Source organism: Ottowia thiooxydans (genome assembly GCF_040548795.1).
Lineage (GTDB): Bacteria > Pseudomonadota > Gammaproteobacteria > Burkholderiales > Burkholderiaceae_C > Ottowia > Ottowia thiooxydans_A.
The window spans coordinates 183749-209980 of record NZ_JBEPSH010000006.1 but is presented as its reverse complement, the minus strand read 5'-3'; the positions used below and the strand labels follow the sequence as shown (position 1 = coordinate 209980).

The window sequence follows — 26232 nt, the reverse complement described above, 5'->3', positions numbered from 1 at the left end:
CCCATGATGAACGTCATTAAGAAAGCACTGCTCCTTTTCCTTGCGAGCCTGAGCGTCTCCGTTGCGGCGCAAACCTATCCAAGCGGCCCTGTCCGCCTTGTGGTCCCCTATCCTGCGGGCGGTGGGGTGGATGCCATGGCGCGGGGGGTGGCTGACAAGCTGGGAAAAATGTGGGGAAAATCGGTGATGGTCGATAACCGGCCGGGTGCTGCCACCATCATTGGCACAGACTATGTGGCCAAGTCTGCTCCAGACGGACTGACCCTGCTCTTTACAAGTGACTCCAGCATCACGAGCAATCCGCATCTGTACGCCAAGTTGCCGTTTGATGCGCTGAAAGATCTGGAGCCCGTGACCCAGCTCATTGACTTGCCATTGATCGTGGTCGTGAACCCCGGGGTCAAAGCGCGAACCATGTCTGATCTGATTGCTCTGGCCAAAGCACAGCCCGGCAAATTGAACTACGCATCCTTCGGTCCGGGTAGCCAGCCGAATCTGCTGTTTGAAACCTTGCGACTTCAAACGGGCGCAACCATTGCGCAGATCCCTTACAAAGGCATCGCTCCAGCCCTGAACGCCACGCTCTCAGGCGAGACCGAAGTCACCCTGGGTGGTGCGAACTGGATAGGTCACTACAAGTCAGGAACTCTGCGCCCTCTGGCGGTTGATCGCGCAAAACGAATTCCCATCATGCCCGATGTCCCCACATTTGCTGAGGCAGGCTTTCCAGGGTTGAATCTGCGCTCGTGGTTCGGTCTTTTTGCGCCCAAAGGAACGCCTCAGGCCGTGCTCGAAAAAGTGAGAGCAGACGTGGTCACCATGTTCAAGGACCCCGAGTTCATTGCCAAGGAGGTCACTGCCTTTGGCTACGCCGAGGTGGGCAGCTCTCCCAAGGATTTCAAAGCCTTCGTGCAATCAGATTTTGAGTACAAGGCCAAGATGATCAAGGCGGCCGACATCAAGGTCGAGTAGAACCGGATAGAACGCAAGTATTTTTCAGGAGATTTGGAATGAGTGATCTTTCTCGCGGCGACATCGACAGCATCAACCACGTCGGTGTAGCGGTACATGATTTGGATGCCGCATCGTCCCTGTACGAGCGCATGGGTTTTACGCTTTCTGAGCTTTCAGTGCATTCGGGTGCTTCCAAGGTGGGTGAGCCCGTTCAGCTGATGGCCACTGGCAACCGATGCGCTGTGTTCGCGAACAACTACGTGGAGCTTCTGGGCATCGTCAACCCTGGCAAGCTCGACTGGGGCTGGGGAAAATTTTTGGACAAATTCCAGGGCGCGCACATCATCTGCTTTGGCTGTCAGGATCCTGCAACCGTTGACCAGCGCGCCAAAGCCAGCGGTATCAATACTTCAGGCGTGGTCCATCTACAAAGAGATGTAGAGACCGCCACCGGTAAGCAGACCGCTTCGTTCGAGTGTGTGCATCTTGGGGAGTCGCCCGAAGGCTTGATGCAGGCCGCCTTCCATCGCACGCCAGAGCTGATTCATCAACCCAGGCACATGCAGCATGCCAACGGGGCCAACGGTATCACCAGCATCGTGCTGCAAAGCCAGGACCCCCGTGCTACAGCTACTCGGTACTCTGGTTTGACCGGGCTGCCCGTTGTTCAGCACACCGATGCTTTCGAGATCACGCTGCCCAACGGCAACAAGCTGAAGTTCGTGTCAGTTGAGCATATCGCCAAGCTCTATCCTGGCTCCTTGTTTCCTCCGGGGCCGTCCATTGCCGCCGTGGGATTCTCGGTGAAGAATCTTGGCGACACCCACACTCTCCTGGCCCAGGGCGGCTTTCGCGCAAAGCGATTGGCTGATCAAGTGGTGGTACCCGCCGAAGATGCCTTGGGCGTTGTTCATTTCTTTGAGCAATCGGCCTGAAGCAAGAGCGGGCCAACAGGGGCATGCGCTAGGTGAATGCCATGTGCCTGTTGGTGCCCATGGGGCGAGCGTCAGGTCAATCCAACTTCACGGCTTGTGGCCCGTCGATAGGAATCTCCATCAGATCTTCACCAAAGAAGATGTTGCCCTTGTAGACGGAGCTCACATCTCGCACGACTTTCTCGCGCAAGCCAGGTCTGTCGAACTGTTCGGTCACGTGGGAGATGACGAGATTTTTCACCCCTGCTTCTTGAGCCATTGCGCCGAGTTCCAAGTGTCCCATTGTGAACGCAGAAAACGTCTTGCTCGGCGAAGTGCCCGACATGTAGTGACACATATGAACTAGGACGTCGCAATCTTTTGACAACTCGGTGAGAGCACGGCACGGACCGGTGTCTCCGGAGTAGACAAATGATTTCCCCCCCGCCTCAAGCCGAAAGCCAAGAGATGTCAGGTGGGGAGCGAAGTGGTTGACTTCGACAGTTTTTACACTCCACCCATCGCCTTCTACAAAGCTTCCGGATGCGAGTTCATGCAAATTTGGTGCAGGCCGAGCGCGTGCGCCGACTCCACCGCGGGCACGGTAAACATCGATACTGCATTGGTTCTGTGTTCTGGATATGAGGTCAGGCCCAAATACCCCTTCGTCGCCAATCATCGTTTCCGTTATTTGGCGAAGTGGTGCCGGTGCGTAAACCTCCAGCTCCGGAATTTTGCCCGCGCCTTGATCCCATCGTGTCAGTAGCAGACGTGGGTAATCTCCCATGTGGTCATAGTGATGGTGGCTAATGAACAGGTGTGAGATCTGCGTAGGCTTGATTCCAAGCTCAAGCAGGCGGTGATGAGCCCCAAAACCATGGTCAAAGACGATGTATTGGTTGTTCAATTGAACAAGGTAGCCGGAGCACATGCGACGCAGGGATGGCGTCGGTGTTCCTGTTCCAAGAAGCCAGATTTTCATGTTGACTCGATTCAATCTGATTGGATGTTGAGCTCAGTCAGCAGCTGCTTGTAGCGACGCTGTTCCGCAAGGACAAAATCATTGAAGGCTGCTCTCGACATAGAGGAGGTCTCGACCCCCTGCTCGATGAGCTTCGCCTTCATTGCCGGCGCCTGGAACGCCTCGTGAACCTTTGCGTGGAGTAGTTCGATGACAGGGGCCGATACCTTCTTGGGCGCGAAGAAGCCAAACCACCCTGATAGGTCCAGACTGGAAACGCGTTGCGCGAGAGCTGGTACGCCTGGTAGGGCAGGGCTTGCATTCTTGGATGCGACGCCGAGTGCCGTGACTCTGCCGCTTTTAATGAAGCCCACGGTGGGTGGAATGCCTGAGAAGTAAATGTCAACCATCCCGGAGACGACGTCCGCCACGGCTTGAGCGCCCCCCTTGTAGGGAACGTGCAGCATTTGAGCACCTATTGCCTTCCCAAGAAGTGCACCCGCGACATGTGCAGGACTGCCGTTTCCGGCTGAGGCGTAGGTCACTGCATCCGGTTTGGACTTGGCTTTGGCAATCAGGTCGTCGAAACTCTTGATACCGGAAGCTTGACTTGCGATGAGCACCAGCGGTGTGGTTCCTGCCAGTGTGATGGGCTGGAAATCACGCTCTGTGGCGTACGGTGCGTTCTTTAGCAAGGCGGGAACAATCACCATCTCAGACGTGTAGCCGAGCAACAGCGTATAGCCATCGGGTTCACCGCGCGCGACGGCGGTGGCGCCGATGACACCGGCACCACCAGCTTTGTTGTCGATGATGACCTGTTGTCCCAGACTTGCGGACAGCGATTGCCCGGCAAGACGTGCAATCACATCCCCAGTGCCGCCTGGCGCATAAGGGACGACCACTTTGATGGGCTTATCCGGGTACGAGGCCGCGTAGGTCAGAGAGGGTGCAGTGAGTGCTGAAACCACGGTTCCGAGCGCGACTCGACGAGATATGAGCATGTGAGTGAGGTTCTTCATGGCATCGGTTGAAGTCAATGCCTGAATGTTCTTGCTTTTTGGCTGTATGTGGTCATACCATTATTGGTATGAAATCAAGTAAGAAGCCGCTCCTGGCGCAAGGAGTCCGCCGAGGTCGGGGTGATGCCGTAGCGTCGCAGTATCTGCAGATCGTCGATGAGCTCAGGTTGCGCGACCTTCAGTTCATTTGTGAGATTGCGTCGTCGCATTCGCTGACCCAGGCCGCAGAAAGATTCAATTTGACTCAACCTGCGGCCAGTCGATTGTTGAGCCAGATCGAGCAGGGCTTGCAGGTGTCACTGTTTGAAAGGCACAGAACCAAGGGGATGTTGCTGACGCCGGCGGGTGTTCTTGCTGTTGGAAGAAGCAATACCGTCCTGGCGGATATGCAAACGCTCGCCAGCGAGCTCATTTCTCTCAAGGCCGGCGTGAAAGGGGAGCTGCGGTTGGGCAGCATTTTCTTTCTGTCAGCCCAACTTTTGCGAGACCTCATCGTCGAACTGGTTTCGGCCCCCAGCGAACTTCGGGTCAGCGTAAGGGAAGGAGACTCACCAGCGTTGATTGAGTTACTCAAGGAGGAGGCGTTGGATGTCGCCATTGTTCGATGCTCACCGCTGCACGCGGGTGATGGGATGTACCAACAGCCCTTGTTTCAGCAGCGAGCATGCCTCGTCACTCACCCGGCCAGCTCCATTGCTACCTACAAGTCCATGAGCATCGAGCAACTGCGCAACCATACGTGGGTGCTTCCGCCCTCAGGCTCTCCGACTCGGGTCGCGTTCGACGAAGCGTTCCTGAAGCAGCATTTGCCGGCTCCAAGGCCAGTGCTGGAGACATCGTCGTCCAAAGTGATTCATTCAGTTGTGAGCGCAGTGCCCGGAATGGTCGCCGTGGTTCCGTCAGAGGTCGGAAGAGATTTGGTGAGCATGGGAGGCGTAGTGAGTGTCCCGTTGCCGTTTCCGTTGGACTTGCCTCCCATTGGGGTTGTCTGTCTACGCAGACATCTCCATGAACCGGCCATAAACAGGGCTCGTGCTACCTTGGCTCAACTTGTGGCCAGGGGCATTGCACTTGATTGACCCGAAAGCCCTAGCCAAGCGCGCTGTCGCAGTGCTTCGTTGTCTTCAGGAGTCATCAGACTTCGGGCTGCCACGCAGTAGCCGCAATCCGTTGCCCACTACCAGCAAGCTGGCGCCCATGTCGGCAAAGACGGCCATCCACATGGTGGCTGTGCCAAAGACAGCCATTAGAAAAAATACGCTCTTGATCCCCAGCGCGAGGCTGATGTTTTGCCACAGAATGTGATGCGTCCGTTGGGACAAGCGCACTGTCTCCGCAACACGCATCAGGTTGTCATTCATGATGACCACATCAGCCGCCTCCATCGCGGTATCGGTGCCCGCGCCGCCCATGGCAAAGCCCACATCCGCCTGCGCCAAAGCGGGTGCATCGTTGATGCCGTCACCCGTCATCCCCGTGGGGCCATAGCGTTTTTGCATGTCCTTGATGGCTGCAAGCTTGGCCTGGGGTAAAAGATCTCCGCGGACATCCGAAATGCCTGCCTGCTGACCAATGGCCTGAGCGGTCGTCGCGTTGTCTCCTGTCAGCATGACTGAACTGACGCCCAGTGCCTTGAGGTCTGCAATGGCTTGCCGAGAGCTTTCCTTGATCGTGTCCGCAACGGCAAAAATGCCCAATACGCGCGATTCGTTGGCCAGCAGGCTCAGGGTGCGCCCCTGCTGCTCGTGCTGGATCAACTCGGCTTCGAGCTGTGGATGGCTGAGCCCCAACTCCACCATCCAGCGCAGGTTGCCCAGGAACAGGCGCTGGCCTGCCACCAGGCCCTCAGTGCCCCGGCCTGGCAGGGCCTTGAATGCTTCGACCTCCGCTGCATCGGCGTCGAGTCCCTGACGAATGGCTTTGGAGACAGGGTGGTCCGAGCGCGCTGCCATGGCTGCCGCTTGGATTCGAATCTCGGCCTCATTGGCGTCGCCCCATGTGCGCCACGTCACCAGCTTGGGTTTGCCTTCCGTGATGGTGCCCGTCTTGTCGAGTGCAACGGCGTTCAGCAAGCGGGCGTTTTCCAGGTAAGTGCCGCCCTTGATCAGAATGCCCCGCCTAGCCGCCGCGGACAGACCACTGACCACGGTCACAGGTGTTGAAATCACCAGCGCGCATGGACAGGCGATGACCAGCAGGACCAGAGCCTTGTAGATGGCTTCCAGCCACGTGATGCCCAATATGAAGGGTGTCAGCGCTGCGACGGCCACGGCAATGGCGAACACAGCGGGTGTGTAGACTGAAGCAAACCGATCCACGAAGCGCTGGGTCGGGGCGCGCGTGCCTTGTGCTTCTTCTACTGCATGGATGATGCGGGCGAGCGTCGTATTGTCGGAAGCCGAGGTCACGCGGAATTCAAGCTCACCGGTTTCATTGATGGTGCCTGCGAACACCTGGTCACCCGTTTGTTTGTCTACAGGAATACTCTCACCGGTAATGGGGGCCTGGTTGATGGCGCCAGTGCCTCTGGTGACGATTCCGTCCAGCGGGACGCGCTCGCCCGGCTTGATTCTCACGATGGAATCCAAACCGACCTGCGCCACCGGCCAGGAGGTCCAGGTGCCACCTGCGTCCTGGACCAAGGCCGTCTCTGGTGCCATGGCCAACAGCCCTTGGATGGCATTGCGCGCCCGGTCAACCGCCTTGGCTTCAATGAGCTCGGCAATGGCGTACAGCGCCATGACCATGGCAGCCTCTGGCCATTGGCCTATAAGGAAGGCACCCGTGACCGCGACCGACATCAAGGCATTGATGTTGAGCTTGCCTCTGAGCAGTGCCGATACGCCTTTCTTGTAGGTGTCCAGCCCTGCGAGCCCGATGGCCACCAGCGCCACCGCCATGCCACCTATTTTCCAGGCGGAGGTGTCAGGGGCGAAGAATGAAATCGTCTCGGCACCGATCGCAAATACCAGGGCCACCACCATGCGCCAGATGCCACCGCTGACACCCACTGCGTGGTCGTGTTCCTCGTCGTGGCTGTGGTCGTGGTCTTCGCCATGAGCGTGTCCGTCGTCGTGCTGATGCGCATGGCTTCCACGGTCCGCACTGGCATGGCCTGGCTTGACCGGAGCAGGGTCGAAGCCCGCTTTCTTGAGGGCCGTCAGCGCGAGCGCAAGTGCATCGTCTGTGGCGTCTATGCGCAAGGTCCGGGCGCTGAGGCGGAACATCAGGGACCGGATCCCTGGCATGGGCTCCAGCAACTGACGGATCTCGGACTCTTCCATGGTGCAGTCCATGGAGGGAATTCGGAACGTAGTTCCCGGGCTCAGCAGCGCAGTCTGGACTTTCGCTTCAGGCAGGGACGGCTCGGCACACGCCGCCTTGCCGCAGCAGGCGTCAGGGGGCACAGCCAAAAATTCTTTCTTCATGCCTCCATTTGAAACCCTGTAGTTACTCCAAGGTCAACAGGGGCAGCCATTAACCTTGCTGCCAACTTGAGCTTCTTTCCAGTGGGCCGGCGCTTACGTCGCTACCTCGGGCGAGCCTGATCGTAGAAGCGCTGCACCTTGGGCACATTCGTCTGCAATTCCTTGATCCGGTTGGGACCGGACGGGTGGGTGGATAAGAACTTCAACCCACCCGAGTTGCCAGAAACCTTGGCCATCTTCTGCCAAAGGGTGACGGAGGCATTGGGGTTGTAGCCTGCGCGCGCAGCCAGTTCGAGGCCGACAAGGTCTGCTTCAGTCTCGTCAGTGCGGCTGAAACGCAGTGCAATGAGCTGGGTGCCCACACCAGCTGCGGCATTGCCCAAGTCGCCGAGGCCCAGCAATTGGGAGCCTAGAGAAAGCCCGAGATTGGTGGCCTGTGTCTTGGCCAGGCGCGAACGTGCGTGTTCACGCAAGGCATGGGCCATTTCGTGGCCCATGATCATGGCAACCTCGTCGTCGTTCAGCTTGAGTTCGTCCAGGATGCCGGTGAAAAAGGCAATCTTCCCTCCGGGCATGCAGAACGCGTTGATCTGCTTGCTGTTGATCAGATTGATTTCCCAGCGCCAGGTGCTGGCTCGGTCGTTCCACTGGGCGGTCAGTGCAATGAGCCGTGCTGCAATCGCGCGCAGCCGCTGCAACTGTGGGCTGCCCTCGGCCGCCAGCACGCCCTTGGATTTGGCTTCTGCAAGCAACTGCTTGTACTGCTGCGCGGCGGCCGCTTCCAACTCTTCCGCTGGGACCAGGCGCCGCATGGCCGACGGTTTGCCCACGTCCACCTGTGCATGTGCTGCGCTCGCACAGAAGAGGCAGGTGGCACCCGCGGTCAGAAGAAATTGGCGGCGATGAAACGGAACGGTGACATTCATACCGCCATTAAAAACCATCTAGGAGGCTGTTGCTGCGCATCTCATCTGAAGTCAGCGGTCAGGGCGAGCAAGTCCCCTCTCAGGCCTTGACCGCCAGGACCGGGCAGGACACGTTCAGCAAGATGTCTTGGGCCATGCTGCCCAGAAGCAGCTTGCCCACGGGCGAGCGCTTGCGCAGGCCGATGATCAAGACAGACACATCCATGGTGGCGACCAGATCCTCGATTTCCTCGATAGTGCTTTTGCCACGAACAAAGTGCTTGAACTCTGCCGGAATGGACAGCTTGGTCAGCCGTTCAGCGACGCGTTCGCCTTCATAGCCGTCGACGATGGACTCGTCGCGGCCACCCGCGCCCGCGTTCACTACGACCAGATGCTCATTGCGCCGAGTGGCGATTTCTATGCCTTTATCCAGGGCAGCCTGGCCTTCAGGGCGTGCGACGTAAGCAACAAGGATGGTCATGCAGTCTCTCTCCTGTGGTGAGGTTGGGAACCGTAGGGCCAACAGCGCTGGCACCCGTCATAGCGGTTCGTCCACAAGCATAGCTTGGTGTTACAGGAATGGCGAGCATCCATTCGCGCCCCACGCCTTTCTCGCCAGTCTTGGTTTTCCTCTGCGCCCGAGTGCAGGGGTGAGCCAATATCAATGACATGGTTAAATGCGAATGGTTATCATTTAATATATGATCAATCCTCGGGTTCTTTCCAGAGCTTGCCCAGGGCGCTGCCTGTGAAGGGTATTGAAGGGGTCCGAGGCCCCGCCGCCCAAAGAGCATGGTGCCCCAACCTGGAGAACGAGTGCGTGATGCCGTACACCGACAAAGACTTTGATTCACTGGCCCTGGAGCATGGTGTGCTGCTGCGGCAATACGGCGCGTTGCAACGGCGATGCGGCCAGCAAGTACGCACTCAGGCTGAAGAAATTGATCGCTTGCAGCGGCAAGTCGTTCGCCTGCGGGCCGGTGTGATTGCCAGGGACAGCGCGCTGTCTTGGGAGCGCGAAGAGCGGCGCAAATTGATGGCTGCCATCGGTGACTGGCCGGAACATGAAATCCAGGCGCTTCAAGAGCAAGCCTCGACTCTGGCGCCCCTGCATACCCACGCAAGTGATTCGGACTGGCTTGAAGACAGCCTGCGCAGTGCAGATCTGGTGGTTTGCCAGACCGGCTGCATCAGCCATGGCGATTACTGGCGTGTGGAAGACCATTGCAAACGGACAGGCAAGACCTGTGTACTGGTCGAACAACCGGGCGCGCTGCGCATTGTGCGCATCCATCCCTTCGACGCCGCGCCCAGTGAAATTGCCGATTCCTCATTAGCGCCTTTGCCAGAAGGCGGACGTTGATCCTTTCCTAACTGACCACCATTGCATTGACCAACATGCCCTACACCTTGCCACCCCTCGGCTACGCCTTCGATGCGCTGGAACCCCATATCGACGCGCAGACTATGGAAATCCACCACACCAAGCATCATCAGACTTATGTGAACAATCTGAATGCCGCGTTGCAAGGCACTCCCTATGCTGACTGGACGCTGGACAAATTGGTGGCAGAAGTCGAAACCCTGCCAGAGAAATTGCGTGCCCCTGTGCGTAATAACGGCGGCGGTCATGCGAACCACAGTCTCTTCTGGCTCGTGATGTCTCCCCAAGGCGGTGGTGTTCCCACCGGTGATCTGGCACGCGCCATCGATGCAGACTTGGGTGGCCTGGACGCGTTCAAGGCGGCATTCACGCAAGCGGCATTGACCCGCTTTGGCAGCGGCTGGGCCTGGCTTGCTGTGAATCAGCAAGGCAAGCTGAGCGTAGAAAGCAGCGCCAATCAGGACAATCCTGCCATGCGCGGAATCGGATCCGGCCACATAGCCATTCTGGGCCTTGATGTCTGGGAGCACGCGTATTACCTGAAATACCAGAACCGTCGGCCTGAGTACATCGCCGCGTTCTTCAACGTCATCGATTGGACCGAGGTCGCTCGCAGGTATGCGGACGCGCTCAAAGCCGCAACCAGCAAATAGCCATGGCTCAGGCATCGCCCACCCCCGCCGCCCCGTCACCGCGCGCAAAGAACATGTGGCCGCTGCGAACGGTTCGCGTGCGCACCTTGATCGGCTTGGCGATCTATGCCGTAGGGGTGCCCGCGCTGTGCCTGTTTTTCTGGAACGGCTTTTTGACTCAACCGGCGGTCCGGGGTGCATTCATTGCGGGGTCTATGGCAGCATTGGCTACGGCACTGGGCACCTTGCCCGTCTTGCTGGCGCATAAGCCTTCTGAACGTGTGCAAGACACGCTATTCGGGTTCGGTGCCGGCGTCATGCTGGTTGCATGTGCGTTCTCTCTGGTGATTCCGGGGTTGCAGGCGGCTCGAGAGTCCAACGTGCTGGGAGGAGGGGGCTGGGGAGCGGGCGCCCTCATGGGTGCCGCGATCATGTTGGGCGGCGCCGCCATGTTGGCGCTCGATCGACTACTCCCTCACGAGCACTTCATCAAGGGGCGCGAAGGCGCTGAAGCCACCAAGCTGCGCCGAACCTGGCTGTTCGTCATTGCCATCATGCTGCACAACGTGCCTGAAGGACTGGCCATTGGCGTTGGTTATGGTGCGAACGAAGGCTTGATGGCCCATGCGCTGGCGATTGGTATCACGATACAGGACGTGCCAGAGGGCTTTATCGTGGCAGCGGCCCTGCTGGCAGCGGGTTACACGCGAGGCTTTTCCGTGGCGCTGGGCGCGGCGTCCGGCTTGGTGGAACCGGTGGCTGCCGTCATGGGCGCGACCATCATGGGCTATTCGGGCTTATTACCTTGGGGCTTGGGATTGGCTGCCGGTGCCATGCTGTTCGTCGTCAGCCACGAAATCATTCCTGAGTCTCATCGCAAGGGCCATGAGGTCTTCGCCACCGGCGGGCTGATGGCGGGATTCGTGTTGATGATGGTGCTCGATACTGCTCTTGCATAGGATGGACGGAGGTCCTGACCGGACCGACACACCTACTGCGCCGGGCCCATATTGCGATAAGTTCGCAATGGGCCTGCGCCGCAAATCGAGCTGGGACGAAAGCTGGATTTCTTCGCGGCGCGACCGGGTACATCGCGGCCGAAGATTATTTTGCACCACTTATTGCCCTAGATAGCACGACGTGTGCTGCACAGCTTCCCCGCGTCATTGAAGAGGTTTGCAACGCAATGCGACCTCACTTGTCGGGCGGCTATCCAATCGACGAGTTTGAATCCTGACTAGCTTGGAAGGCGGCTGAGTGCGGAAGAGCCCGAAGGTCCAACTACAGGGCTTAACTGCAGTATGTGATCAAAACGTCTGCCCATTTCGAGCCGTCTCCGGGCGATGTGAACTTCCACCATGCCTAGGGTAATCCCTCTTTTTGCTAATGAGTGTTCGTCATTAACATTAAATCTGAAGGCAAATAAAAGGGCTTTCTTCGAAGCTTTTATAAATATGAAAACCTTAATGGGTGTCATTCACTAATGCTCAGCTTATCCAATTTGCGAGTGCTTTATGACAGCGTGATCGAAGGTGTTCGGGATGTGTCTTTGGATGTCCCTGCAGGTGCGATCGTTGCTTTGCTTGGCGCAAACGGTGCAGGCAAATCTACGGTGCTAAAAGCGATCTCGCAGGTGCTCTATGCCGAACACGGAGAGATCGCCGACGGACGGATCACTTTTGATGGGCAAGACGTCACACACATGTCCGCCCAGCAAGTAGTGCGTGCAGGCTTGGTTCAAGTGCCTGAGGGAAGGCGTCTTTTTGATACCTTGACGGTTGAAGAGAACCTTCTTGCGGGCGCAGCCGGACAGAGCGCGACCAGAGCGCGTGATGGGATCGATCGCGTCTTCGGTCTGTTCTCGGAGCTGACTGACCATCGACGGCGAACGTCGGGGCTTTTGTCTGGTGGCCAGCAGCAGATGGTTGCTATCGGACGCGCGCTCATGGGATCTCCGCGGTTGCTGATGCTCGATGAGCCGTCACTTGGCCTGGCACCGCAGATATCTGAAAAGATCCTCGGAACGGTCGCACGCTTAAGTCGCGAAGAAGGCATCACCGTGCTGTTGGTGGAGCAAAACGCGCAAGCAGCGCTCGCAATGGCCGACCACGGCTACATCATGGAACGGGGGCGCGTGATGCTGGAGGGGTCCGCACAAAGCCTGCTCGACAATGACGACGTGCGTGAGTTTTATCTAGGCGTGGGAACGCAGGGTGCGCGGCGGAGCATGAGAGATATCAAGCACTACCGGCGCCGCAAAAGGTGGCTCGCATGAGCGCGTTGCTCTCGCTCGAAGGAGTGTCACGCCGGTTTGGCGGAGTCCAAGCGCTCTCAGGGGTTAGCCTCGACGTGCAGCGTGGGGAGATCTGCTCCGTCATTGGACCAAATGGCGCCGGCAAGACGACTCTCTTTAACCTGATCTCGCGCTTCTTCAATGAAGACGAAGGGGTGCTCCATTTCGATGGTCGGCCACTCACACGTTGCCGCGCCCATCAAATGGGCCACCTTGGCGTTGCCAGGACTTTTCAGAATCTTGCGGTATTCAAGCACCGCACCGTCGTTGAGAACATCCTCGTGGGCATGCATGCGCGGCTGCGAACAGGGTTGCTCGGCGCTACATGCTTCTTGCCTTCTGTCCGAAGAGCGGAGATCGTCGCACGAGAGGAGGCGGAGGAAATCATCGAGTTCCTGGAGATCGAGGCTATACGGGATCAGGCCGTTGGAAGCTTGTCGTACGGATTGCAAAAGCGAGTTGAGTTGGGTCGCGCTCTCGCAGTAAGGCCACGCCTTCTGTTGCTCGATGAAATGGTGTCAGGCATGAACCAGGAGGAGACCGAGGACATAGCCAGGTTCATCCTTGATGTGCGTGAGCAAAGAGCAATGACGGTGCTGATGATCGAGCACGACATGGGCATCGTGATGGACATCTCGGATCACGTCGTTGTCTTGAATTTCGGTCGAAAGATTGCTGACGGAACGCCCGGGAGCGTCGCTCAAGACCCGGCGGTGATCGAAGCTTACCTCGGAAAGCGAGGCTCACCATGAAGCAGCGTAAAAGACATCCAATTGCATCGCTCGCTCTTCAAGCGCGCGAAGGAAGTGCGACCTTACCGGCGCTTCTACGCTATCGCGCCACGATGGAACCAGAACGTCTTGCATTGCGGCACAAGGAGAGAGGCGTCTGGAATCCGATCACATGGTCGGACTACTATCGCCGCGTTAGCGAGCTGGCCCTGTTCCTGGAGTCTCGTGGCATCGGGGCTGGCGACGCGGTGGCCATCGTCGGAGACGGCACGCCGAGTTGGTTCTATTCTGATCTTGCGATTCAAACAATTGGGGGAGTCTCCGTTGGAGTCTATCCGACCAACCCTTGGCCTGAGTTGCAATACATCGTTCGACATTGCAGGGCGCGGGTCGTAGTCTGCGGTGACCAAGAGCAGGTCGACAAGGTCTTAGATGCGATGCGCGAAGATGGTGGATTGCCGGCCCTGGAATTGATCCTTGTAGTCGACGCCAAGGGCATGCTCCACTACGAAGAGCCGAACTTGGTGCGTCTGACCGACGCACTACAGGAAGGGGCAAGACTTGCCTCCCAAGCCGGGGCCAGCGAGCGGCTTGGGCGATGCATAGAAACATTGCGTCCGGAGCAGGACGCAATCATTGTCTACACATCCGGCACTACTGGCATGCCCAAGGGCGCGCGGATCAGCCACCGCAGCATTTTGACGGCATCGCTGCGACTTGGCGAGGTGTATGGATTTGAAGGTCGTGCGCTATCTGCTCTTTGCTACCTGCCGTTGTGCCACGTCGCTGAACGCTTGTTTTCGACGGTGACTCAGCTCGTCTGGAACGGCGTGGTCAACTTCGCAGAATCGATCGAGACCGTCGGAACCGATCTTCGAGAGACGGCTCCCACATACTTTCTTGGTGTGCCGCGCATCTGGGAGAAAATTCAGCGCGACACCCAGATCGCGGCGCGAGAGGCGCACCCCCTCGCCCGTGCCGCTTTCCGCTTCGCACTGCGGCAAGGCGAGAGGCTTGCGACATCCGCACTCGGTGGCGACCCAGTCCCCCTGTCGGTATGGCATCGTCTGCAGGAGCGCTTGTTGCATGTGCTCTTCTTCGGCAATTTGCTGGCGGGCCTGGGCTTAGATCGCATGTTCTTTGCAGCAGCTGGAGGAGCTCCGGTGCCTGAGCACACGACCCGCTTCTTTCGCGCCATTGGCTTGCAGGTCCATGAGGTGTATGGGATGACGGAAACCTGTGGCCTCATCAACGTGCAACGACCAGGAGCGCTCCGCGTTGGTTGGGCAGGACCGCCAGTTCAGGGAATCGAGGAGCGCCTCGGGGCAGACGGTGAACTTCTGGTCCGGGGGGACATGGTGTTCAGTGGTTACCTGCATGACGAGCTGGCAACCCGCGCAGCGATGGAGGGAGGCTGGTTGCACACCGGCGACATCGCAGAACGCGATGATGCCACCGGCGACATTCGCATCGTTGACAGGAAAAAATCCATCTTGATCACGAGCGCCGGTAAGAACATCACGCCATCGTTGATTGAGAACGCACTAAAGGAGAGCACTTACGTAGAAGAAGCAATTTTGCTCGGCGACGGACGCCACTTCCTTGCCGCTCTTATTCAGATCGATCTTGTTACTGTAGGTCAGTGGGCGCAGGAGCGCGGGCTTGCCTACACGAACTACGCACACCTCGCCGGACTGCAGGAAGTGTATGACTTGGTGGATAGCCAGGTACAAGCGGTCAATGCGCGATTCGCTCGCGTTGAGAACGTGCGTAAGTTCGTGGTCCTTCGCAAACAGCTTGACCACGATGATGGCGAAGTGACCGCCACCATGAAAGTCCGGCGCAATGCCGTCGAGCGCAAGTTTCGCAGCGAGATCGAGTCGATCTATGGCCCTGATGCTCTGAAGGAGGTTACGTAATGGACACGCTCTTGAACTTAACCGTCAGCGGACTGGTGGTCGGCTGCGTGTATGCGCTCGTGGCCATGGGCTTTGCTTCTATATATCGAGCCACCGGGGTACTGAATTTCGCGCAGGGCGATCTGATGTTGCTTGTGGCGTACACGGCCTATAGCGTCGCGAGCACAGCTCAAGGGAGCTTTGCAATGGTGCTATTTGCGAGCCTCACAACCGGAGTGGTCGTCGGTGTCATGTTGGAGTATCTGTTCATCCGTCCAATGGCGGCGGAGCCGCTGTTCTCCAAGGTCATGGTGACCATCGCGCTCGCCATCATGATTCGTGCGGCAGTTGTGTTGTTCTATGGGGCTGAGCCGCTTGCCGTACCGCCCATGCTGGGAACCGCGATCTTGCGTGTCGGAACTGTGGCGCTGTATCCCGCTCAGTTGGCAGTCCTGCTGATGCTCGCGGCCAGCGTTATCGCAACAAGCTTGATGTTCAACCGGTCGCGTCTGGGAGTCGAGATGCGGGCCGCAGCCTGCGACGAGGGCGCGGCCCTGTTAGCTGGGATATCAGTGCGCCGCGTGTACGCAATCGCCTGGGCTCTGGCAGGTGCTTACGCCGCACTGGCTGGTCTGGCCTGCGCGCTACTGTTCAACCTCGATCCCACAGTGTCGTCACTGAGCCTGCGCGCGTTTCCAGCAGCCATTTTGGGAGGTCTGGACTCAGTGCTTGGGGGAGCTTTAGGCGGATTGGTGATCGGCATTTTGGAGAGCTATGCCGGCGGCTATCTTGGACGAGGAATGAAGGATGTAGTCGGATTTGTGTTGATCATCCTCGTCCTCATGATCAAACCATACGGACTTTTCGGCACACGCCGAATTGAGAGGGTGTAATGCGAAGCGGAACCTTCAAACAGCAGTACAGCGAGCTTGTCACGCTGACTGACAATCCCGCGAAGTGGGCATGGGCGACGGTCGCCTTGCTCGCGACGCTGCTGCTACCCATCTTTGCGAACAGCTACGCCCTCAATTTAGGGACCACTCTCGCTATCGCGGCGATCGCGGTAATTGGGCTAAATCTCCTAACCGGTGTTGCTGGCCAGCTCTCTTTGGGACACGCAGGGTTCATGGCAGCGGGCGCATACACGCAAGCTATCCTGACGACCGATTACCAATGGCCTGCGTTGCTCGCTCTACCGGTGGCCGGACTCTTGTCCGCAGCGTTAAGTCTGATAGTGGGAATTCCTTCGTTGCGATTACGGGGGCTATATCTGGCGCTCACTACTTTGGGCTTTTCAGCGATCGTCACACACGTGCTGGTGGAGTGGGAAAGCGTGACCCGGGGACCCAGCGGCATGCCTTCTGCTCCACTGGCGACGCTTCCGTTCAGTGCGGACAAGAACGCATATTTCACAGCGGTGATCATCCTGGCGCTGGCTATCGTGATGAGCTTGAATCTTGCGCGCAGTCGCGTCGGCCGCGCGTGGTTCGCGCTGCACGAGCACGACATTGCGGCCCGCGCCATGGGAATCAACCTGACGGTCTACAAACTGCTTGCTTTCGTCGCTAGCGCCTTTCTTGCAGGAGTAGCGGGGGCGCTGATGGCGTCCCAGACGCAGTACGTGAACGTCGACAGTTTCAGCATCCTTCTGAGCATCGAACTCGTCGCCATGCTGATCGTAGGCGGCCTCGGGCACGTGGCAGGTGCCGTACTTGGTGCCGCGTTCATCGTGCTACTGCCGGAAATGCTGCGATGGACCGTGGGCGGGCCGGGCTCGTACCTTGAGGTCCTGTTTTCCACGCACGCTTACGAGGTCAAAGAGTTGTTGTACGGCGCAGTGATTCTGCTATTTCTACGCTTCGAGCCCGAAGGGTTATCGGGCATCTGGCGAAAGCTGAAGCGTTTCGCCGTTCATTGGCCGCTTTCCCGCTGAGACGATCCATACCAAAGGAGAACAATATGACGAGACTTACTATCCCTGTCCGCGCCATAGCTGCAGCCACAACTGCACTGCTTGCGGCGGTTGCATTCGCGCAAGAGCCCGGCGTTGCCGCCAAGGAAATTCTGATTGGCGAGGTCCTGATGCTGTCCGGGCCAGCCGCATTCATCGGCAAGTCTTCATACGTGGGGTCCAAGCTTGCAGCCGCCGAGATCAACGCGACGGGCGGTATTAATGGACGCCAGCTCAAGGTTTTGTACGAGGATGATGGTTACGTCCCGGCACGCGCCGTTTCTGCGGTGCGCAAGCTGATCGATGTGGATAAGGTATTCGCCATTACCGGAACCACCGGAGGCTCAGGTGTGACAGCCATCATGCCGGTGATCGACCAGGCCAAGGTGCCCACCATCGTCCATGTTGCCCCGAACGCTGCCATCCTCGAGCCGCGCAGGCCCTCGGTGTTCATGATCGGCCCCGATTACGATGTGGCTGCGTATGAGGCGCTCAGATATCTCGTCGAGAAACAAGGCAAAGCCAAAGCGAAATTCGCGGTGCTCTATCAGAATGACGACTATGGTAAGGGTGTTTTACGAGGATTCCAGAAGGCGGCCAAAGACCTCAATTTTCAGATCGTTGCAGAAGTACCTTACCAGCGCGGTGCAAAGGACTTCAGCGCGGAGGCATTGAAGATCAAGAACTCCGGAGCTGAGGTCTTATATCTTGGGACCACTGTGACGGAGCCGGGAGCAATTCTTTCGGAGACGCGCCGTCTCGGCGTTGATCTGACTGTCATGGGTAACTGGGCAGCGGGACTTCCGGCCAGCATCAAGCTTGCAAGTCCTCATGGCTACGACTACTTCTTCAATGACTACTACGCTGCTTTGCAGGATCCGGCGGGAGAGCGGTTTCTCGGCATCGCACGCAAGCATTTGACGGCCGACGAGCAGCAGTCACTCAGTCGCTATTCTGTCAGCGGATATGTAGCCATCAAAACCATGGCGGAGGCGATTCGACGCTGCGGTGCCCAGCCTACGCGGACGTGCGTCACCGGCCAACTTGGCAGCATGAAGGGGTTCGATACCGGCGGTTTGAGTGGACCTATCTCGTTGGACAATCCGCAGGGACACGCATCTCCCGAGTTGAAAACGTTTCGTGTGACAGCGAAGGACGGAAGCGTCAAGGCAGTGACCGATTTCGTGCCCTACAGCAAGGCCTCTCGGTGATTGGCTGATGACAGTTCACTACCAACTGCGCGGGTCAGTCGTTTGGATCCGGATCGATCGCCCTGAGGCGCTGAATGCACTCGACATCGACACGCTTCAAGCATTGGAGTCGGCGTTCCTGGCGGCCGAGATCGACCCAGCGGCCCGTGTTGTGGTGTTGACCGGCACCGGCCGCGCTTTTAGTGCAGGAGGCGACATTCACCAGCTTCTGAGGGAGATGGACGGGGTCGTCGATGCACCGAGCTATATCGAGTCGGTCACACGTGCCTTTACAGCAGTCAGAGCCTTGGGTAAACCGCTTATCGGTTGTGTCAACGGGTTGGCAGTTGGTGGCGGTCTTGAGTTGGCACTGCATTGCGATCTGGTGGTCGCATCGGAATGTGCGCGCCTTGGCGACGGACACTCCAACTTCGGGATATTCCCGGGCGGCGGCTCCTCGGCAATGCTACCGCGCCGTATGTCTCTCAACCAGGCAAAGGATCTGCTTTTCTCTGGGCGGTTGCTCTCTGCCCTTGAATGGCAGCAGATGGGCATCGTGAATCGTCTTGTACCTCTGGAGCAACTGGAGTCGCAGACGCAGGCGCTTGCTGATGAACTTGCAACAAAGAGTCCCGTGTTGTTGCGCAGGCTAAAAGCCTTTGCCAATACGACCAGCGACATGCCTTTGCATGCGGCGTTGCAGGAGGAGTTGCAACAACTGCGTGCGCAGATGACCACCAACGACATGCGCGAAGGAACATCTGCCTTCGTCGAAAAGAGAATTCCACATTACACAGGCACCTAGCGGCCCATTGATCCTATGAGCACCATCTACATAGCAGGCGTTGGGATGACGCCCTTTACACGCCACCCTGAACTGAGTGTCGGGCAACTCACCGCCTGGGCGGTACGTGAGACTCTGGAAGACGCTGGCTGCGCGCCAGAGCAAGTTCAATCGGCCTTCTTTGGCAATTGCGCCCAGGGTCTTCTTGAAGGACAGCACCTGGTCCGGGGCCAGATGAGTCTATTGCCCATGGGGCTGCAAGGCATTCCGATCTTCAACGTTGAGAATGCATGCGCTACTGCAAGCACGGCCTTGCACCTGGCGGTACAGTATCTGCGCGCCGGAGCGTGCGACATTGCACTGGCCGTGGGCGTAGATAAGCTGTTCACACCGGAGCGTGAACGCCGCTTTCAGATCTTTGACGGTGCGTGGGATGTGCGCACCCCCGCAGAGAACCATGCACGCTTTCTAGCACTTGCTGAGGGACTTGCAATCCCCGCTGACGCTCAGAGTGAAAACGGCTACAGCCCTTTCATGGACGTGTATGCGGGCTTCGCTCGGCAGTACATGCGCCGATTTGGCATAACTCAGCGACAGCTTGCGGTCATTGCCTCCAAGAACCGAACGCATGCGGTCGCGAACGAACGAGCGCAATTCAGGAAGCCAATGAGTGTGGATGAGGTGCTAGCGTCCCCCCCCATTACGTGGCCGCTCACCTTGCCCATGTGCTCTCCTATTTCCGACGGCGCCGGCGCGGCCCTGCTATGCACTGAAGTTGGATTACGCAAGCTTCAGGGAAGGCTCGATAGAGCAATACAGGTTCATGCCAGTGTCCTTCGGACGGCGACCGCACGCGATCCTGAAGATTTGGACAATCACTTGACACGGCTGGCCGCAAATCAAGCGTATGAAGCCGCTGGATTCGGACCGGAAGACATGCATGTCGCGGAAGTACACGACGCAACTGCCATGGGCGAGCTGATCCAGTCGGAAAATCTTGGCTTTTGCCCTCTGGGTGAAGGTGGTGCCATGGCCGAGCATGGTGAGACCACCATCGGAGGTCGCATCCCGATCAATCCTTCGGGTGGGCTTGAAAGCAAGGGGCACCCAATCGGCGCGACAGGACTTGGCCAGGTGTATGAGTTGGTGAGTCAACTGCGAGGCGAGTGTGGCGCAAGACAAGTCAAGGGTGCGCGCATGGCGGTTCATGAAAACGGCGGCGGGATCTGGGGCATCGAGGAATCGGTGGCGCACATTGGCATTTATGGATCGACATCATGGAACTGAAAAACAAGGTCATCGTTATTTCTGGCGCTGCGTCCGGGCTGGGCTGGGGCGCGGCACGATTCGCGGCCGAGGTGAAGGGGGCGCGCGTTGTGCTTCTAGACCGCGATGGCATTCAAGGGCGGTTGCGCGCGGCAGAGTTGGATCCGGAACGGAGCATATTCGTAGAAGCGGATCTTGCAGATCGCGCGCAGGTGGCTTCCGCGCTTGAAGCGGCGATCAGCCAATTTGGCTCGATCGACGCATGTTTTAGCTTTGCGGGCGTCGTGGGTCCTATGCGAATTCTTGATCGTTCGGGTAAGGCGAGTGCACTGGAAGACTTCGAGCGAACCGTCCGCATAAACCTGGTTGGAACATTCAATCTACTGGCAACGTGTGCCGAGCACATGGCGCGTAACGAGCCAAATGCTGGTGGAGAGCGAGGTGTGCTGGTGGCGATTTCCTCTGGCGCAGCCTTTGACGGTCAAGTTGGCCAGTCTGCGTATTCCGCAAGCAAGGCCGGGTTGGTGGGTTTGTGTCTACCCGCCGCCCGTGAACTGGCGCCGTTGGGAATTCGTATCAACAGCATCGCGCCCGGAGCATTCTGGACGCCCATGCTCGCAAGCCTGCCTCAGCGGGTTGTCGACGACATTGCCTCAGGTTTTCAGTTTCCAAAGCGCTTCGGGGAGCCGGAAGAGATCGCGAGCCTCTGTTGCTATATTGCCGAAAATTCCTATTTGAATGGTGAGTGTCTTCGACTGGACGGCGCGTTTCGGCTTCCCCCAAGATAGCATTTGGTCAATGCAAGCGAAATTATCGGTCTTAGAAAAGGCGCAAACTGCCTCCCGCGCTACACCTGAAGTGCCATCGCGGAGGCGTCGGCTGTCAAAGGAGGCGCGATTTGAGGAAATTCTCGTCGCGGCTGAACAGGTTTTCTGCGAAGCCGGTTTTGAAGCTGCGACCGTGGCCGAGATTGCACGACGTGCCGGCGTCGTCGAGGGCAATGTGTACCGTTACGTGAAGTCAAAGCGCGAGCTGCTGGCACACGTGATCTCGGAGTGGTACAGCAGGAAGAACGATGAACTCGAGAAGGAGTTTGCTCAAATAGCCTCTGTGCAGAGCCGACTTCGCTACCTCATTGCGGCACACCTTCGCAACATGCGGGACAGCCCCGCACTCCTGCGGCTCATTCTCCGCGAAGGACGTGCAAACGATGCAGAGTTTCGCGAAATTGTGGGGAAACTCAATCAGCGGTATACCGGCTACTTGCGGTCGACGATCGAAGCTGGTGTCCAGAATGGGGAGTTTCGGCCGCAGACCCCCGTTCGACTTGTACGTGACATGATCTTCGGTGGAATTGAACACCATTCCACACGCTTTCTGATGGGTGAGGGGCACCTGGACGTTGAGTCAATTGCCGATCAACTTCTACAATTGGTATTGCTTGGCGTTCGTGCAGAAGTATTGGCGTCTCCGAAGCGGAAAGCGATCCGCCCTAGCAAGTAGCCTGTTGCAATGAGACCTATCTCCTGACCAACGCTATGCGCGAATACCTCTCCGATGTAAGTTGCGCCGGATAGGGCACGCCGGGCTAGCGTGATTCCCGCTCCGCTTTGGGCGTTCACGCTACCGGCGCCTGCACGCTTCTTTCATCTCGCTTGCCTCCATTTCGCAGTCCGGCCTGCAGCAATGCTCGACCAGCGAATGCGTCGCCAGCCACCTCCAGATCGAAACGCTCGTCATCCAGGCGGCGCAAGTCTGAGATAACCGCGCCGGCTTCTTCCACAGTGGCGCCAGTGGCCAGCATGGCTTCATAGCCCATCTTCATGGCAGATTCGAATGTCTCACGAATTACCGTGTCCGCACCATCGGTTTTGACCAATTCAACCGCGTGCTGGCGGTCGTAGGCCCGCACCAGCACGCGTGCATGTGGACACTCGGCCCTTACGCTCTGGGCGATGCGCGTTGCAGCGTCTTTGTCATTCACGCAAACCAGTATGGCTGTGGCGTTGTGCGCGCCAGCCGCGTGCAGCACATCGGACCGCCCGCCGTCACCGTAGTAGACCTTGAATCCCAGGTAGTTTTGCGCATCGCGGATGACCTGTGTGTCGTTGTCAATAACTGTGAGCGAGGCGCCGCGCGCCACAACGCCCTGACTGGCAATCTGGCCGACGCGGCCGAAGCCTATCACCAGTACGCTGGCCTGTTGGTTCTGCGCCGCCTCCACACCCTCCATCGACTCTGCGATGCGGGGGCCCCAGCGCTGGTGTGCCAACACGACCAATGGCGTCAATGCCATCGACAGCACCACGACGGCCGTCATGTTGGCGTTGACGGTGGCGTCGATCACGCGCGCGCCGAGCGCCGCCGAGAACAGCACGAAGGCGAACTCCCCGCCCTGCGCCATCAAAACGGCGCGGTCCAACGCGTCTGCATGGGAGCTCTTGGCGAGGCGCGCCACCGCATAAATGCAGGCTGCTTTGGTCGCCATGAGCGCCAGCACGCCGGCAACGATCAACTGCCAGTTGCGACCCACCACGGCCAGGTCCAGCGACATGCCCACTCCGAGGAAGAACAACCCTAGCAGCAGCCCGCGGAAGGGCTCGATGTCGGCCTCCAACTGGTGCCGGAAAGTGGACTCTGAGAGCAGCACGCCAGCCAGGAACGCGCCCATGGCCATCGACAAGCCGCCCAACTGCATCAGCAGTGCGGCCCCCAGCACCACCAGCAGCGCGGCTGCCGTCATGACCTCGCGCGCCTTGGCGTTCGCCAGCACACGGAAGAATGAGTTTAGCAACCATATCCCTGCAGCCACCAGGGTGGCCAAGGAAGCCAGCGCCAGTCCAATCACGCCCCAACGAGAGGGTGCTGCCACTGCAGAGGCATCAAGCGCAGGAGGCGCAATGAAAGCCACGATCGCCAGAAGCGGCACGATCAGCAGGTCTTCAAACAGGAGGATAGAGACCATGCGCTGGCCCCGCGGGGCGGCGATGTCGCCACGCTCACCCAACAGTTGCATGACGATGGCCGTGGACGTGAGCACGAAGCCCATCGCGCAGACGAAGGACACCGCCAGCGGGAAGCCAAAGCCGATGCTAACAAGCGTGAGCAGCAAGCCGCACACCAGGCACTGTAGGCTGCCCAACCCGAAGATTTGCTTTCGCAGGCTCCACAGGTGGGAAGGCCGCATTTCCAGTCCGATCACGAACAGGAACATCACCACACCCAGCTCGGCCACATGCAAGATGGCCTGCGGATCGGTGAATAGCTTGAAGCCGAACGGCCCGATGGCCAAGCCTGCGGCCAGGTACCCCAGCACGGAGCCGAGGCCAATCTTCTTGAAAAGAGGCACCGCCACCACGGCTGCGCCCAACAAACTCACGACCTTGATCAGGTCGCCCGCGCTTCCTTCGACAGCCATAGGATCAACCGTGTGAAAGTTGCGAAGCCGAGATGGCGGCGCTCACGCCCCACAGGCTACCGACAATTTCGAATGCCACGAGCAGCAGAACCCCTGCGCCCCTTATCACTGCCACGTGCATAAAAGCCCCTACAAATTGAAAATTCAAACTCAAAAAGGACCACATAGGGTCCTTGCAAGCCGGTGTTGGTCTCAGCGCCCGAATCCGCCGGAAAAATCAAGTCGTGCTTGATTTTTCATGAGCGGAATCTCCGCACTGCTCCTAGATTGAATAGCCTTGATCTAATTCTAGAAGCTTTGCGACTCATGCACTGAACGGCAGGCTTCGATGTCTCTTACCGGTGAGTGCCGCGATCGCATTAGCCATGGCAGGGGCTATGGGCGGGACCGGGGGCTCGCCGATGCCGGTGGGTGGCTCCGCCGAGGGCACGATATGCACCGTCATCTTAGGCATATGCGCATGTGTGGGCACGCGATAGTCGTTCCAATTGTGTTGCTGCACATGGCCATCTTTGAGGGTGATCTCCGCGCCCGGAATCGTCATGCCCAGACCCATTAACACACCGCCTTGCACTTGAGCCTCGATGGTGCGTGGATTCACCGGCATGTTGCAATGGACCGAGGCAGTTACGTGGTGCAGCACAGGCTCGTTCCCGCGCATCGACATCTCGACCACATAGGCGACCACACTGCTGAAGGATTCATGCACAGCCACTCCCCATGCGTGCCCGCGAGGTAGCCGCTTTTTGCCGTAACCGGATTTCTCAACTGCGAGGTCCAACGTGGCGAGATTGCGCGGATGTTTCGCGAGGAGCCGGCGGCGGTACGCGACGGGGTCAATGCCCCCGGCACGCGCCAGTTCATCGACCAAGGTCTCCATCACGAAGGCGGTGTGACTATGTCCCACCGAACGGAACCACAGCACCGGTACGTTCACCTTCGGATGGTGCACCTCGAGTGCGATCGGAAAGGGGTAAGGGGTCCCGGCCACGCCCTCGACCATCGTCTCGTCGACACCGTCTTTTACTGTGAACGGCTCAAGTACGGTTCCGCCCGTGATGGACTGGCCGACGATCATGTGCTTCCAAGCCAGCACGGTGCCTTTGCCATCGTGGGCTATCTCGACACGGTGCAGGTGCATCGGCCGGTAGTAACCGCCACGAACGTCATCCTCGCGCGTCCAGATCATTTTGATAGGTTCGCGGCGCCCGGCGGCATAGCGCGCCTTGGCAACCTGCGCGGCGTCGACCACGTAGTCGGAAGTTGGCGTGGCACGCCGTCCAAATCCTCCGCCGGCCATCATGGTGTGTAAGGTGACCTGTTCGGGTTTCAGACCCAAGACGGTCGCCACCGCAGCTTGATCAGCCATCTGAAGTTGCGAACCCACCCACACTGTGCATTGATCACCGCGAAAGTCGATGTTGCAGTTGAGCGGCTCCATCGGCGTGTGCGCCAGGTACGGGAAGGTGTACTCAGCCACGATCTTTACCGGAGCATTCTCCAGCGCGGAGATATCGGCCGCGTGAACTTTCGTACCAGGCTGACGGGCCAAGGCGCGATACCTTGTCCACAATGCGTCGGTGTCGGCTCTTTCAACGCCCGCTATATCCCACTCGACCTTCAGTGCTTTGCGCGCCATGCACGCAGGCCAGAACCCGCTGGCCACCACGGCGAGACCTGAGCCCCCGTTGTAGAGCGGCACCTTATAAACGTCTTCTACGCCTGCAATCGCCTTGGCTTGCGTGGCGTCAAAGCTTGCCACCTTCGCGCCGAACACAGGTGGGTGGAGCATGACCACAGTGCGCATGTCGGGCACTTTAAAGTCAATCCCGAACGCTTGCTGACCGCTCGACTTGTCTCGCGCATCAAGTCGGCCGGTTGGTTTGCCGATTAGCTTGAACTGATCGGGTGATTTAAGTTGCACCCGCGTCGGAATGGGCTCAGCCAGTGCCGCGGCGGCAAGTTCACCATAGGACAGGCGGCGGCCATCAGGCGCGATCACCACCCCAGCCTCAGCCTTCAGCAGCGAAGCAGACACGCCCAGGCGCTTAGCCGCCGCGCCTATAAGCATCGCGCGCATGCGGGCACCTATCTCGCGATACTGCACCCAAGAGTGTTTCATCGAGGTAGAACCGCCGACGATCTGCATCTTGTACACGGGGTCCATGTAGGCCTCGCCAGCCGGACCTAGCCCACAACGTACTTTGGTCCAGTCGGCATCCAGCTCCTCGGCCACCAACATCGGCAACGCGGTTTGCACACCTTGGCCGATGTCGGTCTTTCCAATGGTGACCGTCACGATACCGTCTGCGTCGATGCTCACAAAGGGACTGGGCTGCTGCTGTGGCGTGAGTCCACTTTCCGCCGTCCCCGGTGGTGTCTGTGCATCGATCGCCATCGCATATACCGCGAAGCCGGAGCCGATACCCAGTTTGAGAAAGTGTCGGCGTCCCATCTCGCTGGTGCCGAAAGAAGCTTGCATGCGTTTCATGGTGGCA

Annotated in this window: 23 protein-coding genes; 16 read left to right on the top strand and 7 right to left on the bottom strand. The window is 58.6% G+C overall.

Going from position 1 to position 26232, the window contains the following annotated elements:
• The first annotated feature begins 3 nt into the window (after positions 1–3).
• Together ABIE13_RS15785 and ABIE13_RS15780 are read left to right on the top strand one after the other, a co-directional pair.
• Positions 4–972, top strand: coding sequence for a Bug family tripartite tricarboxylate transporter substrate binding protein (locus ABIE13_RS15785; protein ID WP_354445106.1), 969 nt, complete (start codon positions 4–6; stop codon positions 970–972).
• 38 nt (positions 973–1010) lie between these two features.
• Complete coding sequence (locus ABIE13_RS15780) at positions 1011–1889, top strand: VOC family protein (RefSeq protein ID WP_354445104.1); 879 nt, start codon at positions 1011–1013, stop codon at positions 1887–1889.
• Positions 1890–1965: 76 nt separating this feature from the next.
• On the opposite strand, the gene ABIE13_RS15775 is transcribed toward ABIE13_RS15780, so the two are convergent.
• Both ABIE13_RS15775 and ABIE13_RS15770 read right to left on the bottom strand, forming a co-directional pair.
• Positions 1966–2850 (bottom strand): MBL fold metallo-hydrolase, encoded by an 885-nt coding sequence (locus ABIE13_RS15775; protein WP_354445102.1) that lies wholly within the window; start codon positions 2848–2850, stop codon positions 1966–1968.
• Positions 2851–2861: 11 nt separating this feature from the next.
• Positions 2862–3851, bottom strand: coding sequence for a Bug family tripartite tricarboxylate transporter substrate binding protein (locus ABIE13_RS15770; protein ID WP_354445100.1), 990 nt, complete (start codon positions 3849–3851; stop codon positions 2862–2864).
• 68 nt (positions 3852–3919) lie between these two features.
• Between ABIE13_RS15770 and ABIE13_RS15765 the strand changes: the two genes are divergently transcribed.
• On the top strand, positions 3920–4930 hold the full coding sequence (locus tag ABIE13_RS15765) for a LysR family transcriptional regulator (protein WP_354445098.1): 1011 nt from the start codon (positions 3920–3922) through the stop codon (positions 4928–4930).
• 45 nt (positions 4931–4975) lie between these two features.
• Here the strand turns inward: ABIE13_RS15765 and ABIE13_RS15760 are convergent, their stop codons facing one another.
• The 3 genes from ABIE13_RS15760 to ABIE13_RS15750 all read right to left on the bottom strand — a co-directional run bounded on the left by ABIE13_RS15760 (position 4976) and on the right by ABIE13_RS15750 (position 8668).
• On the bottom strand, positions 4976–6835 hold the full coding sequence (locus tag ABIE13_RS15760; RefSeq protein ID WP_436278435.1) for a heavy metal translocating P-type ATPase: 1860 nt from the start codon (positions 6833–6835) through the stop codon (positions 4976–4978).
• Positions 6836–7380: 545 nt separating this feature from the next.
• Entirely contained in the window at positions 7381–8205 is an 825-nt protein-coding gene (locus ABIE13_RS15755; RefSeq protein WP_354445094.1) for a M48 family metallopeptidase, read from the bottom strand.
• 79 nt (positions 8206–8284) lie between these two features.
• The gene (locus ABIE13_RS15750) at positions 8285–8668 is read right to left on the bottom strand and encodes a universal stress protein (RefSeq protein WP_354445092.1); all 384 of its coding nucleotides are present in this window, start codon (positions 8666–8668) and stop codon (positions 8285–8287) included.
• A gap of 342 nt (positions 8669–9010) precedes the next feature.
• Between ABIE13_RS15750 and ABIE13_RS15745 the strand changes: the two genes are divergently transcribed.
• The 13 genes from ABIE13_RS15745 (at position 9011) to ABIE13_RS15685 (ending at position 21819) form a co-directional block, all read left to right on the top strand.
• On the top strand, positions 9011–9550 hold the full coding sequence (locus ABIE13_RS15745; RefSeq protein WP_354445602.1) for a DUF2325 domain-containing protein: 540 nt from the start codon (positions 9011–9013) through the stop codon (positions 9548–9550).
• A 35-nt stretch (positions 9551–9585) separates the two neighbouring features.
• Entirely contained in the window at positions 9586–10224 is a 639-nt protein-coding gene (locus ABIE13_RS15740) for a superoxide dismutase (RefSeq protein WP_354445090.1), read from the top strand.
• Positions 10225–10277: 53 nt separating this feature from the next.
• Positions 10278–11162, top strand: coding sequence for a ZIP family metal transporter (locus tag ABIE13_RS15735; protein WP_436278434.1), 885 nt, complete (start codon positions 10278–10280; stop codon positions 11160–11162).
• A gap of 524 nt (positions 11163–11686) precedes the next feature.
• On the top strand, positions 11687–12478 hold the full coding sequence (locus tag ABIE13_RS15730) for an ABC transporter ATP-binding protein (protein WP_354445086.1): 792 nt from the start codon (positions 11687–11689) through the stop codon (positions 12476–12478).
• Positions 12475–13248, top strand: a complete 774-nt coding sequence (locus ABIE13_RS15725; protein WP_354445084.1) for an ABC transporter ATP-binding protein — start codon at positions 12475–12477, stop codon at positions 13246–13248. Before ABIE13_RS15730 ends, ABIE13_RS15725 begins: the two co-directional genes overlap by 4 nt.
• Before the next feature lie 92 nt (positions 13249–13340).
• The gene (locus tag ABIE13_RS15720; protein ID WP_354445082.1) at positions 13341–15146 is read left to right on the top strand and encodes an AMP-dependent synthetase/ligase; all 1806 of its coding nucleotides are present in this window, start codon (positions 13341–13343) and stop codon (positions 15144–15146) included.
• Entirely contained in the window at positions 15146–16018 is an 873-nt protein-coding gene (locus tag ABIE13_RS15715) for a branched-chain amino acid ABC transporter permease (protein ID WP_354445080.1), read from the top strand. Before ABIE13_RS15720 ends, ABIE13_RS15715 begins: the two co-directional genes overlap by 1 nt.
• Positions 16018–17058: a branched-chain amino acid ABC transporter permease gene (locus ABIE13_RS15710; RefSeq protein WP_354445078.1), complete on the top strand. Its 1041-nt coding sequence runs from the start codon at positions 16018–16020 to the stop codon at positions 17056–17058. Before ABIE13_RS15715 ends, ABIE13_RS15710 begins: the two co-directional genes overlap by 1 nt.
• 26 nt (positions 17059–17084) lie before the next feature.
• Positions 17085–18287: an ABC transporter substrate-binding protein gene (locus tag ABIE13_RS15705; RefSeq protein WP_354445076.1), complete on the top strand. Its 1203-nt coding sequence runs from the start codon at positions 17085–17087 to the stop codon at positions 18285–18287.
• 7 nt (positions 18288–18294) lie between these two features.
• Positions 18295–19071, top strand: coding sequence for an enoyl-CoA hydratase/isomerase family protein (locus tag ABIE13_RS15700; protein ID WP_354445074.1), 777 nt, complete (start codon positions 18295–18297; stop codon positions 19069–19071).
• 15 nt (positions 19072–19086) lie between these two features.
• Positions 19087–20337: a thiolase family protein gene (locus tag ABIE13_RS15695; RefSeq protein WP_354445072.1), complete on the top strand. Its 1251-nt coding sequence runs from the start codon at positions 19087–19089 to the stop codon at positions 20335–20337.
• Complete coding sequence (locus ABIE13_RS15690; protein WP_354445070.1) at positions 20328–21104, top strand: SDR family oxidoreductase; 777 nt, start codon at positions 20328–20330, stop codon at positions 21102–21104. The genes ABIE13_RS15695 and ABIE13_RS15690 overlap by 10 nt, the downstream gene beginning before the upstream one ends.
• 10 nt (positions 21105–21114) lie before the next feature.
• Complete coding sequence (locus ABIE13_RS15685) at positions 21115–21819, top strand: TetR/AcrR family transcriptional regulator (protein WP_354445068.1); 705 nt, start codon at positions 21115–21117, stop codon at positions 21817–21819.
• Between the two features lie 115 nt (positions 21820–21934).
• Here the strand turns inward: ABIE13_RS15685 and ABIE13_RS15680 are convergent, their stop codons facing one another.
• A complete protein-coding gene (locus ABIE13_RS15680; protein ID WP_354445066.1) occupies positions 21935–23734 on the bottom strand; it encodes a monovalent cation:proton antiporter-2 (CPA2) family protein in 1800 nt (599 codons plus the stop codon).
• A 304-nt stretch (positions 23735–24038) separates the two neighbouring features.
• The gene (locus ABIE13_RS15675; RefSeq protein WP_354445064.1) at positions 24039–26225 is read right to left on the bottom strand and encodes a xanthine dehydrogenase family protein molybdopterin-binding subunit; all 2187 of its coding nucleotides are present in this window, start codon (positions 26223–26225) and stop codon (positions 24039–24041) included.
• Between the last annotated feature and the right edge of the window lie 7 nt (positions 26226–26232).